Annotated in this window: 10 protein-coding genes; 2 read left to right on the forward strand and 8 right to left on the reverse strand. The window is 72.4% G+C overall.

Going from position 1 to position 11985, the window contains the following annotated elements; translation table 11 throughout:
* Window positions 1-14: 14 nt before the first annotated feature.
* The 3 genes from DEI95_RS01375 to DEI95_RS01385 all read right to left on the reverse strand — a co-directional run bounded on the left by DEI95_RS01375 (window position 15) and on the right by DEI95_RS01385 (window position 4725).
* Entirely contained in the window at window positions 15-1298 is a 1284-nt protein-coding gene (locus DEI95_RS01375; protein ID WP_111059123.1) for a chloride channel protein, read from the reverse strand.
* A gap of 167 nt (window positions 1299-1465) precedes the next feature.
* Window positions 1466-3703 carry an alpha-galactosidase gene (locus tag DEI95_RS01380; RefSeq protein ID WP_111059124.1) on the reverse strand — a complete coding sequence of 746 codons (2238 nt, stop codon included), beginning with the start codon at window positions 3701-3703 and terminating at the stop codon, window positions 1466-1468.
* Window positions 3704-3741: 38 nt separating this feature from the next.
* Entirely contained in the window at window positions 3742-4725 is a 984-nt protein-coding gene (locus tag DEI95_RS01385) for a magnesium and cobalt transport protein CorA (RefSeq protein ID WP_258365918.1), read from the reverse strand.
* Between the two features lie 103 nt (window positions 4726-4828).
* On the opposite strand from DEI95_RS01385, the gene DEI95_RS01390 reads away from it, so the two are divergent.
* Window positions 4829-5617, forward strand: a complete 789-nt coding sequence (locus DEI95_RS01390; RefSeq protein ID WP_258367386.1) for a tryptophan-rich sensory protein — start codon at window positions 4829-4831, stop codon at window positions 5615-5617.
* Window positions 5618-5733: 116 nt separating this feature from the next.
* Here the strand turns inward: DEI95_RS01390 and ald are convergent, their stop codons facing one another.
* From ald to DEI95_RS01405, 3 genes are all read right to left on the reverse strand, one after another.
* Entirely contained in the window at window positions 5734-6831 is a 1098-nt protein-coding gene (gene ald / locus DEI95_RS01395) for an alanine dehydrogenase (protein WP_111059185.1), read from the reverse strand.
* 227 nt (window positions 6832-7058) lie between these two features.
* Window positions 7059-8060, reverse strand: a complete 1002-nt coding sequence (locus DEI95_RS17035; protein WP_111059126.1) for an AraC family transcriptional regulator — start codon at window positions 8058-8060, stop codon at window positions 7059-7061.
* 79 nt (window positions 8061-8139) lie between these two features.
* Window positions 8140-9102 (reverse strand): sugar-binding transcriptional regulator, encoded by a 963-nt coding sequence (locus DEI95_RS01405; protein ID WP_110824855.1) that lies wholly within the window; start codon window positions 9100-9102, stop codon window positions 8140-8142.
* 193 nt (window positions 9103-9295) lie between these two features.
* On the opposite strand from DEI95_RS01405, the gene DEI95_RS01410 reads away from it, so the two are divergent.
* Window positions 9296-11038, forward strand: a complete 1743-nt coding sequence (locus DEI95_RS01410) for a glycerol-3-phosphate dehydrogenase/oxidase (RefSeq protein ID WP_181436153.1) — start codon at window positions 9296-9298, stop codon at window positions 11036-11038.
* 106 nt (window positions 11039-11144) lie between these two features.
* Here the strand turns inward: DEI95_RS01410 and DEI95_RS01415 are convergent, their stop codons facing one another.
* The gene (locus DEI95_RS01415; RefSeq protein ID WP_111059128.1) at window positions 11145-11801 is read right to left on the reverse strand and encodes a histidine phosphatase family protein; all 657 of its coding nucleotides are present in this window, start codon (window positions 11799-11801) and stop codon (window positions 11145-11147) included.
* 28 nt (window positions 11802-11829) lie between these two features.
* Entirely contained in the window at window positions 11830-11952 is a 123-nt protein-coding gene (ykgO, locus tag DEI95_RS01420; RefSeq protein WP_056224971.1) for a type B 50S ribosomal protein L36, read from the reverse strand.
* Between the last annotated feature and the right edge of the window lie 33 nt (window positions 11953-11985).

Here is an 11985-nt window from a genome sequence, read left to right on the forward strand (position 1 = left end):
CGGCTCGGCTCGGCTCAGGCCATCTGCGCACTGCGCCGACGGGCCAGGACGTAGCCGACGGCGACGGCTCCGCTCACCGCCAGCAGCGAGGGGATGAGGATGTCGGTGCCCTCCTGCGTGAACTCGACGACGAGCACGAGGGCCGTGAACGGCGCGCGCATGGTCGTGGCCAGGAACGCGGCCGCGCCGACGAACGCGAAGGCCGCCAGGCTGCCGCCGTCGGTCGGCCAGAGCAGCATCCAGGCGGCCCCGAGGAAGCCGCCGAGCGCCGACCCGACCGCGATCGAGGGGGTCAGCGTGCCGCCCACGGCGCCGGCACCGATCGTCGCCGCGGTCGTCACGGTCTTCAGCAGTCCGAGGACGAGGAGCGCGAGCAGGGGCGCCATGCCGAGCAGCGTCGGCCCGTCGAGGTCGGCGTTCATCGCGGCGAGTCCGAGCGCCCGGCCGTTCCCCATCACCTCCGGGAAGGGGATCGCGACGAGGCCGACGAGTGCGAACACGACCGGCAGCACGACGAGCAGCTTCCACCCGGTCGGGGCGATCGCCTGCAGCCGGTTGGTGGCCCGCACGAACCCGACCCCGGCGAGCCCGAGCAGCGGCCCGACGACGACCGCCCAGACGAGCAGCGAGGGCGAGAGGTGCATCGCGGGCACGTGGTACAGCACCTCGTCCGGGATCACGAGCCGGGCGACGAACGCGGCGACGGCACTCGTGACGAACGCGGGCAGGGCCGTCGCCAGGGTGAGCTCGCCGAGCAGCACCTCGACCGCGAACAGCGCACCCCCGAGCGGTACGTCGTAGACCGCTGCGAGCCCGGCGGCAGCACCACAGGCCACCAGGACCTTCGTCTCGCGCGGCGTCAACCCGGCCCGGACGGTGAGCAGCTGCGCGGCCCACGCACCGAGTTCGCGCGGTGCGACCTCCTTGCCGATCGAGGCGCCGAGACCCACCGCGAGGATCTGCACGCCCGCGTTGCCGACGGTCACCAGGGAGGGCATCCGCCTGCCCGCGACGGCGGCCTGGACACCGACGACCGGACGCCCCCACCGCCGGATCGCCCACCACGCGACGGCCGTCAGGACGCCGGCGGCCAGGACCGCGAGGAACCGGTTCAGCGCCGACGGTGCGTCCGCCGCCTCACGGTGCTCGCCGAAGGCGTAGCCGAAGGCGACGAACTGGATGAGTTGGAGCGCGAGCCACACGGCGATCCCGGCGGCCCCGCCGGCGACGCCGACGAGCCCCGTGACCACGGCCAGCTTGAGCGCCCAGGCCGGAGCGGCGAGACCGTTGTGTGGCATGTCGGCAAGCGTAGCGGTCGCGCGTCGGCGTGCGTCGCGCGCGTCGACGCGCTCGTTCGACGGTTCTTCGCGCTCGTCAGTGGGTTGGCCGGGAGGCCCGTCCCGCCGTCCCGGCTCCGGCACCGGTCCGGAGGCGGTGATCCGGGCCTCCCGACCGGGCTCCGACGTCAGACCGCGGCGACGCGGTAGGGCACGACGGTCTCCGGGTACGTCATCGGCGCCTGGACGCCGACGACCTCGAGCACCCGGCCGGAGAACACCCGGTCGCCGGACTCCCACGGCGCGGGCTCGAGGCCCGGCACGTCCCCGATGACGACCGGGTCCACGCGGTACCGGGTCTCCGGGTCGAGGCCGCGCAGCGTGATCCGGCCGCGCGGGCTGACCTCGGAGCGGCCGACCACGGCGAGGAAGAACAGCGCCTCCCGCCGGTCCGGAGCCACCGCGCCGTAGATCAGCTGCGTCTCGTCGGCCTGGTCGACACGCACCAGGTCCCCGTGGTGCAGGAGCTCCCGGCACTGCCGGTAGGTCGCGACCCACTCGGTGAGCTCGCGCTCCTCGGCCTCGGTCGCGGTCGCCAGGTCCCACTCGATGCCGAGGTGCCCGTAGAGCGCGGTACCGGCCCGGAAGGCCAGGGTGTGGCGGCGCCCGGTCGTGTGGTTCGTGCCGCTCGCGATGTGCGACCCGAGCATCTCGGGCGGCAGGAGCTGCATGGTCCAGCGGTTCATCTGCTGCCGCTCGAGCGGGTCGATGCAGTCCGAGGTCCAGACGCGGTCGGTGTGCTCGATGACGCCGAGGTCGACCCGGCTACCGCCCGACGAGCACGACTCGATCTCGAGCCCCGGGAACCGGTCCTTGAGCGCCGCCATCAAGCGGTACGCGGCCAGGGTCTGCTCGTGCACGGCAGCACCGGCGCCCCGGGTGCCTGCCTCGATCAGGTCGCGGTTGTGGTCCCACTTGACGTAGTCGACACCGACCTCGCCGATCACGGCGGTCAGCCGTCCGAGGACGTGCTCGTACGCCTCCGGGATCGCCAAGTCGAGCACCTGCTGGTTCCGGGCGCGGACCGGGAGTCGGCCGTCCGCCTGCATGATCCACTCCGGGTGCTCCCGGGCCAGGTCGCTGTCCTCGTTCACCATCTCCGGCTCGAACCACAGCCCGAACTCCATGCCGAGGGCGCGGACGTGGTCGACCAGCGGGGCGAGCCCGTCGGGCCAGACGTCCTCGTCGACGTACCAGTCGCCCAGCCCGGCACGGTCGTCGCGACGGCCGCGGAACCACCCGTCGTCGAGGACGAACCGCTCGACGCCGATCCGGGCGGCCCGGTCCGCCAGGTCCGTCAGGCGGGTGAGGTCGTGGTCGAAGTAGACGGCCTCCCAGACGTTGATCGTCGTCGGCCGCGGCCGGGTGGGGTGCTGCGGGCGCCGTCGGAGCCAGTCGTGGAACCGGTGGGCCTGGTCGTCGAGGCCGTCCCCGTAGGCGCCGTACACCCACGGGCCGGCGTAGGTCGCTCCCTGGTCGAGCCGGACCTCGCCGGGCAGCAGGAGCTCCCCACCGCCGACCACCTGTCGGCCGTCGTTGCCGCGCTCGGCGTGGTGCCGGTGGTTCCCGCTCCAACCGACGTGCACGCCCCAGACCTCGCCGCTCGCGAAGCCGAAGCCGGGGGTTCCGACGCTCAGGACCGTGGCGGCGTCGGGGCCCGTCCGACCACGACGGCCCTCGCGCTGGTGCGTGCCGACGACGAGTTCGTGCCGCTGCGGGGTGCGCTCCTTGCCCCAGCGTCCGGCGAAGTCGAGGACCTCGCGAGCACGACCCGGGACCGGGAGCGCGACGGTGACGTCGTCGACCGTGTAGTGACCCGGGGCCGTGTTCGTGACCGCCGCGCGGAGCCGGACCAGGCCGGAGGACAAGAGCTCGATCTCGATGCGGACGGACAGGCCGGCGACGCGGTCCTCGGCGTCGGCGACGAGGCGCCGGCCGGGGGCGACGCCGGTGCCGGGGACGCTGGTCCTGCCGGGGTCACTCGTGTCGGTGCCGCCCGCGCCGGTGGCACCCGTGCCGGGGGCGCTCGCGGCGGTGCCGCTCGTCGGCAGGTCGCTGACGTCGACGGCGGTGAGCGTGAACGCCGGCGACCAGTCGCGGCCGTCCCGATGCCCGACGAGGCCCGGACGCCCCGTCCACCCGGTGTGGGCCTCGGGGAGCACGCTGAGGCGCACGGCGACGTCGGGCGTGCTCGGCTGCAGCGGGAGGACGTCGGCGGCCGCGAGCGCGGACAGCTCGGCGTCGGACAGGTCCCCGAGAGCCGCACCCCAGTGCACGACGGCGGGCAGCCGGCCGTCCGAGCAGTCGAGCACGAGGGACACACCCCCGGCGCTCAGATGGACGGGGACGGTGGGGAGCGACGACATCGGTTCTCCTCGGTGCGAGCGAGCGGGCGGGCGGGTCCTCAGAACCAGCGTTTGACCTTGAACACCGCGTAGAGGACCGCGGCGAACAGGACCATCAGCACGATCGACAGCGGGTACCCCCACGTCCAGGACAGCTCCGGCATGTGCTCGAAGTTCATGCCGTAGACCGCGGCGATGAGCGTCGGGGCGAACAGGATCGCCGCCCAGCCGGAGATCCGCTTCGTGTCGTCGTTCTGCTTCTGCGCCGCCAGGGTCGAGTCGACCGTCAGCGCGTTCTGCAGGAGCTGCCGGAAGGTGTCCAGCCGCTCCACGACCCGGATGACGTGGTCCAGGACGTCACGGAACCGGCGCTGGAGCTCGACGGGCAGGTGGTACTTCTCGGCGCCGCGGTGCAGGTCCTCGATCATCCGGATGAGGGGGCGGGCGGCGCGCTGGAAGTCGACGACCTCTCCGAAGAGCTCGTAGACGCGGCGGGAGACGCCGGCCTCGCCCGAGAAGAGCTGCCCCTCGATCTGGTTGATGTCCTCCTCGAGCCCGTCGATGACCGGCCGGTAGTCGTCGACGATCGAGTCCATCAGGGCCCAGAGCTGCGCCTGGGGCCCCGCGGTGACCAGCCCGGGCTTGCCGCTCATCCGCTGCAGGGCGCGCGGGACCGCTCGTCCGCCCCGCGGGTCTGCCTGCACCACCGCGAGGAAGAAGTCCTCACCGACGAAGGCGTGGACCTCGCCGAACTCGACCTCCTCGGCCGCGTCGCGGTACACCGCGGGCTTGAGCACCGCGAAGAGCGTCGAGCCGTACCGCTCGAGCTTCGGTCGCTGGTGTCCCTCGGCGGAGTCCTCCACCGCGAGCTCGTGCAGGCCGAGAGCGACCGCGACGTCACCGAGTTCCTCGGCGTCCGGCCGATCGAGCACGATGCAGGCCGAGGCACCGTGCTCCGCGATCATCGTGAAGCTCTCGTCGAGCGAGGGACTCGTCGTCGGGGCGATCCGGTCCACGTACACGGTGTTCAGCTCGACGGTCACGGCACCACCGTACGCACCCTGGGCAGCGGCTGCGTGATCGCGGACGGGGTGGCGTAGCGTCCTGGTCATCAGCATGCTGACGAAGGGGAGCACGATGCGCTGGATGCGGAAGGTCATGATCGCCGTGAGCACGGTGGTCGCCGTGGTGGGTTCGTTCATCGGGTCCGGGGCCGCGGGCGGCACCCCGATCGCCGAGGCGGCCGACGGCGCGCTCTCGGCATCGTCCACGGCGATCGCCCCCGGTGGGCCCGCGTTCGGCATCTGGAGCGTCATCTACGTGGGGCTCGTCGCCTTCGCCGTCTGGCAGTTCCTCCCTCGTCGGGACGACCGGGCCCGGCACGACCGCCTCGCCGTGCCCGCGACCCTGTCCCTGCTCCTCAACGCGGCGTGGATCCTGTCCGTGCAGTTCGGCTTCCTCTGGCTGAGCGAGCCGGTCATCCTCGCCCTGCTCGGCGTCCTGGCGTGGGCGTTCGTGGTGCTCCGGCGCACCAGGCCGTCCGGCCGTGTCGAGGCGGTCGTCACGGACGGCACGTTCGGGCTGTACCTCGGATGGGTCTGCGTGGCGACGGCGGCCAACACGGCCGCGGTCCTGACGGCTGCGGGGTTCCGGGGCTTCGGCCTCGGTCAGGACGTGTGGGGTGTGGCGGTCGCAGCGGTCGCCGGCCTCGTCGGGGTCCTCGTCGGGGTGACCGGCCGTGGTCGCATCGCCCCGGCGATGTCGCTCGGCTGGGGGCTCGCGTGGGTCGCGGTCGCGCGGCTGGACGGGCCGCTCGTCTCGGTGCCCACCGCCGTCGCCGCGCTGGTCGCCGTCGCCGCGGTGCTCGTGGTGACGGTCGTCGCGCGGGCCCGTGCAGGCTGGACCGCAGGGTCGGCCGCGCCCCGCACCGCCTGAGCGCGCTGGCGCAGCGCCGGACTGCTGCGCGGAACCGACAGATCGACGTGGACCTTCCGCGTCGATCTGTCGGTTCCGCGTGCATGACCGGCCGGGCGGGCCGGGGCGGGCCGGGTTCAGCGCCGCGCGACGGCCATGCCGTGCGCGGCGGCGACGGCCTCGTTCGTCACGCGGCCGTCGTGCACGTTGAGCCCGGAGGCGAGTGCCGGGTCGGACTCCAGCGCCCGCTCCCACCCCTGGTCCGCGATCGCCACGGCGTACGGGAGCGTCGCGTTCGTCAGCGCGATGGTGCTCGTCCGCGGGACCGCGCCCGGCATGTTCGCCACGCAGTAGTAGACGGCGTCGTGCACGGCGAACGTCGGGTCGTCGTGGGTGGTCGGCCGCGACCCCTCGAAGCACCCGCCCTGGTCGATCGCGATGTCGACGAGGACGGACCCGGCGCGCATGTCGGCGACCATCGCGTCCGTGACGAGCTTCGGAGCCGACGCCCCGGGGATGAGGACGGACCCGATCACCAGGTCCGCCTCGGCGACGGCGTGCGCGATCGCGAGCGGGCTCGACCGGAGGGTCGTCACCCGGCCGTCGAACCGCGCGTCGAGGGCTCGGAGGCGCGGCAGGCTGATGTCGAAGACCGTCACCTCGGCACCCATCCCGAGCGCGATCGTCGCGGCGTGCTCGCCCGCGACACCACCGCCGATCACCACGACCCGCCCCTTCGGCGTGCCGGGGACACCCCCGAGCAGGAGCCCGCGGCCGCCGTTCGCACGCATGAGGTGGTGGGCGCCGACCTGGGCGGACAGCCGCCCGGCGATCTCCGACATCGGCGACAGGAGCGGCAGCGAACGGTCGGGGAGCTGCACGGTCTCGTACGCGATCGCGGTGGCGCCCGACTCGACCAGCGCCGCGGTCAGCGGGCGGTCGGCGGCGAGGTGCAGGTACGTGAAGAGGACCTGTCCCGCGCGCAGGAGCGGGTACTCGGCGGCCACGGGCTCCTTCACCTTGAGCACCATCTCGGCGTCCCAGGCCGACCCAGCATCCGACACGATCACGGCACCAGCTGCGGTGTACTCGTCGTCGGAGAACGCCGACCCGGTCCCGGCGCCGGACTGCACGAGCACCTCGTGCCCGTGCATCGTCAGCTCGGCGACGCCGGCCGGGGTCGCGGCGACGCGGAACTCGTTGTTCTTGATCTCGGTGGGGACGCCGATGCGCATGACGGACTCCTTCGTGGGCAGGTGCTCGGACACCGCCCATCCAGCCGCACGTTCGCCGCGAGTGCTCCCGCACCGAAGGATCACCCGCTCACCGGGTGTTCCGTTCCGCTCAGTTCGGAATCACGCAGGACGGGAGCGCTCCCACCGAACGATCCGGTCGCTCCCCCGGACCGACGCAGCACCTCGGCTGACGGCGACGAGCCAGCCGTCGGCGACCGGGTCTGCCCTCAGCGGCGCGACCTGGTCCGCAACGTGTCGCTCGGCAGCTCGCCGAACCGGGACCGGTACGCGGCCGAGAACCGACCGAGGTGGCCGAAGCCCCACCCGCGGGCGATGTCCGCGACCGAGGTCTCGTCCCGCTCCGCCCGTCGCAACTCGTGGAGGGCGCCGTCGAGCCGGACCGAGCGCAGCAGCTCACCGGGCGTCTGGTCCAGGTGACGGCGGAGCGACTGCTGCAACCCGCGCGGGCTGAGCCCCGCCGCCGCGGCGATCTCCGGCGTGCCGATCGGCTCCCGGGCGTGCGCCTGCACGTAGTCGAGCGCGCGTCGCAGCCGCTGGTGCTCCGGCCCGGACCCGGTCACGGCGGCACGCCAGGTGCTGCGGCGTGGGAACGCCCGGAGCGCCGCGTCCGCGAAGGTCTCGGCGACGTCACGGCGGACGGTGGCGGTCAACGGGGTGTCCACCTGCAGCCACGTCGACGAGAGCCGGCGGACCGTGTCGCGCCAGACCGCCATGCCGTCGGCGGTCGGCCGTTCGAGGGGTTCGAACGAGAACGTGTCGTCGCCGACCAGGCTCGTGACGAACGGGCGGTCGAGGTGCACGAGGTTGAGGCCGATGTCGCGGTGGTGCAGGTCGTACGGCTCCGACGGCAGGATGACCGGGACACCGGGCTCGAGGTCCACGGAGCGGCCGTTGAACGTGATGGTGCTGCTCCCGCTGCGGAGCCACGCGACGATGAAGTCGTCGGACTGGCTCTGGCTGCGCAGGTCGACGCCGAAGCGGGAGGTCCGCAGGGAGATCCGTTCATCGGTGACACCGGCGAAGTCCCACGCTGTGTCCGCGTGCGTCCGCCGGATCGCGGGGGCCTTCAGGTCGTAGTCGGAGGTGAAGAACGCCATCGCCTGGTCGATGTCCGTGCCTGCCAACCGCCGGTACGACCGGGTGTCGGCACGCTCGACGCCGACGGGCGGAGCGGACGGAGCGGGACCGGGATCGGGAGTGAGCACCATGCTCCGACCGTACGCGACACCTCCGACATCCGACCCGACTGGCCTCCCGCAGAACCGGGGCCACGCGCGTCCCGTCCGGTCAGTTCTGCAGGATCGCCTGCCCGACGCTCTCGTCGAGGATGAGGTCCGTCACGAGCCCCGCGGCCAGGGCGCCACGCAGCGACGCGGCCTTCCCCCGCCCGGCGACGACGCAGATCCGACGCGGTGCCCGCTTGACCGTGTCGAGGTCGGGCGCGCCGGCGCGGGCGTTCACCCCGATGTCCTTCCACGACCCGTCCGCGCGGTAGAACACGGTGGACACGTCGCCGACGACCCCGGCCTGTCGCAACTCGTCCTGGTCCGCCGGGTCGAGGTACCCGCCGGAGTACACGTGCGACGGCACCGGGGCCTGCGGAGCGCCGACCCCGAACACGACCAGGTCCATCCGCTCGTGCAGGTCGAGCACGCGTCGGATCGAGCGCTCGCGGAACAGCGCGGCCTTCGTGGCGGGGTCGTCGAAGAACGCCGGCACGGGGAACTGCTGCACGAGTGCACCGTAGGCCTCGCCGAACCGCCGGAGGATCTCCGACGCGTAGACGATGCCCGTCGTGCGGGTGTTCGCGGCGCCGTTCACCTGCACGACGGTCGACCCGTGCGTGGTCTTCGGCACGAGGTAGCGGCTCACGGCGCTGACCGTCGAGCCCCACGAGATGCCGATGACCATGTTCGACTCGATGTACTGCGTCAGGATCCGGGCGGCGGACAGGGCCACCCGCTCCAACCGGTCGACGTCGCTCGTGTGGTCCGGCACCGGGACGACGTGTGCGTGCACGCCGAAGCGCGCCCGGATGCTGCGGCTCAGCGCGGCCGCCTGGTCGAGCGGTGAGCGGATCTGGATGTCGACGAGCCCGGTGTCACGGGCGTACTTGAGCAGGCGGGACACCGACGACCGGGACGTGCCGAGCTCGTCGGCGATGGCGTCCATCGTGAGGTCCTGCAGGTAGTAGAGGTGCGCGGCCCGCAGGGCCTGCTGGGTGCGCACGGGCTGGGCGGCGTCGCTCATGGGTCCGAGCATGCACGGACGTGCACGCCCGCTGCAACCCCGTCCGGGCCTCCCGTCCGCCGTCCAGCGGCCCGGGCGGGAGGCGCGACAACCGTTCTGCACGTCCGTGCACGGAGGTTGCCCACACGTTCCGACGAGCGCACGATCGATGGAGTACCAACGGAATCGACCCCAGAAAGCGATGCGAACGACCATGTCGAAGAAGACGCAGCCCAGGAACACGGTCACCGCCCTCACCGGACGCCCGAACGCACAGGTCCTCATCGTCGGTGGCGGGATCAACGGCATCGCCACCTTCCGCGACCTCGCACTGCAGGGCGTCGACGTCGCCCTCGTCGAGCGCAGCGACTACGGCTCGGGCGCGTCCGCCGCGTCGAGCCACATGATCCACGGCGGCATCCGCTACCTCGAGAACGGCGAGTTCCGTCTGGTGCGCGAGAGCGTGCAGGAGCGCAACGGCCTCATCCGCATCGCCCCGCACTACGTCAAGCCGCTGCAGACGACCATGCCGGTCTTCTCGACGTTCTCCGGCATCATGAACGCCCCGCTGCGCATGCTCACGCACAAGCAGCGCTCCACGAAGGAGCGCGGCGCGATGCTCATCAAGATCGGCATGACGATCTACGACTCCTTCTCGCGCGACGGCGGTTCGGTCCCGAAGCACGTCTTCCGCACGAAGAAGGCCGCGCTCGAGGACATGCCGGCCCTCAACCGCGACCTCAAGTACACGGGCACGTACTACGACGCTTCGGTGCACGAGCCGGAGCGCCTGGCGCTCGACGTCCTCAAGGACGGGCTGGCCGCGAGCACCGGCACCGGCTCGGACGCGACGGCCCGTGCGACGAACTACGTCGAGGCCGTCGGCAGCCGTGACGGTGGCGTCCTGCTCCGTGACCGCGAGACCGGCGAGGAGTTCGTGTTCACCGCGGACGTCGTCGTGAACGCGTCCGGTCCCTGGACGGACCTGACGAACGAGGCGTTCGGTGGTGGCACGAAGTACATGGGCGGCACGAAGGGCTCCCACATCGTCGTCGACAACCGCGAGCTGCTCGAGGCGACGAAGGGCCGCGAGCTGTTCTTCGAGAACAACGACGGCCGCATCGTCCTCATCTACCCGCTCAAGGGCCGGGTCCTCATCGGCACGACCGACATCGACGCCGACCCGTCGCAGCCGGTCGTCACCACCGACGAGGAGATCGACTACTTCTTCGGGCTCGTGAAGCACGTGTTCCCGCAGATCGAGGTCACGCGCGACCACATCGTGTACAGCTACTCGGGCATCCGACCGCTCCCCCGCCACGAGGACACCGCCCCCGGGTTCGTGTCCCGCGACTACCGGATCGTCGACACCCCGATCGCCGGCCTGCCGGACACGACCGTGCTGTCGCTCGTGGGCGGCAAGTGGACGACCTTCCGGGCCCTGGCCGCGCACCTGTCGACCGACGTCACGAAGAAGCTCGGCGTCGCCCGCACGGTCGACACGACCGGCATGCCGATCGGTGGTGGCAAGGACTTCCCGACCACCGACGGCCAGCGTGCCCTGTGGATCAAGTCGCACCGTGACGGCCTCGCGTCCGAGACCGTCGACCGCCTGCTCGACCGCTACGGCACCCGTGCCGCCGAGGTCGTCGACGCGCTGGTCACCGGTCCGGTCGAGCCCCTCGAGTCGGACGGCACGCTGACCCGCGCCGAGGTCCGGTACTTCGCCGAGCACGAGCAGGCCGTGCACCTGGTCGACGTCGTCCTCCGCCGCACGAACCTCGCGTTCGTCGGTGGCGTCACGATCGACCTGCTCGACGAGCTCGCCGACGTCATGGCCGAGACCCTCGACTGGACGACCGAGGAGCGCGCCGACGAGGTCCAGCGCACGCTCGACGTGCTGCGTGAGTCGCACCGCGTCATCGTGCCGCTGACGTCCGCGTCGCAGCTCGCCTGACCCCTCCGCAGAACGCACCGTGGGCGGTCCCCCGCGACGACACGTCGTCGCGCGGGACCGCCCACGGCGCGTTGCGGGTCCGGACCGGAGGCTCGGACCGGCCCCGTCAGAACCGCTCGCCGGTCGGGTCCTGCGCGGCCAGGTCGGCGAGGCCGTCGCCGCCGACGGGCTCGCCCGCCCAGTCCACGAGGCGCCACCCATCGGCGGTCGAGCCCTCGAGCTCCACGACGCCGGTGTTCTCGAGGTGCCGGTTCCGCCCGAGGTCGTCCGGCACGTTCTGCGCCGTGACCGCGGCCCAGATCCGGATCGCGGCGCCGTGGCTGAACGCCGCGACGACGTCCGCCCCGGTCTCCTCGATCTGCCGCACGGCGTCGTCGTACCGCGCGAAGAACGCGTGGCCGTCCTCCGCGCCGGGCAGGTGCTCGTCGCGGTCACCGGCGGCCCAGGCGTACACGGCCGCGAGGTAGCTCTGGACGGCGACCGTGTCCCGTCTGCCCTGCAGGTCGCCGGCCTCGATCTCCCGCAGGCCCGGCAGCACCACGGGTGCGAGGTCGAGCGCACGCGCGAGCGGGGCCGCGGTGATCTGCGTCCGGACCATCGTCGAGGTGAACAGGCGCTCGATGCCCCGGTCCCCCAGCGCGGCGGGGAGCGCGTCGGCCTGCTCCTGTCCGAGCTCGGTCAGGCCCGGTCCGGGCACCTCCGCGTCGAGCAGGCCGGTCACGTTCGCGGGGGTCTGTCCGTGTCGGACGAGCAGGAGTCGCATCCCCTCACCCTACGGAGCGGCTCCCCCACTAGCCCTGACGGGTGTTCCAGCGCGGGTCCTTCTTGTTGATGACGTACACGCGCCCGCGCCGCCGCACGACCTGCGAGCCGGGGATCTTCTTGAGCGCCTTGAGCGAGTTGCGGACCTTCACGTGGACCTCCTTGATGAGAACGGTTTTCATGTA

It is taken from the genome of Curtobacterium sp. MCBD17_008 (genome assembly GCF_003234475.1).
In the GTDB taxonomy this organism is placed as follows: Bacteria; Actinomycetota; Actinomycetes; order Actinomycetales; family Microbacteriaceae; genus Curtobacterium.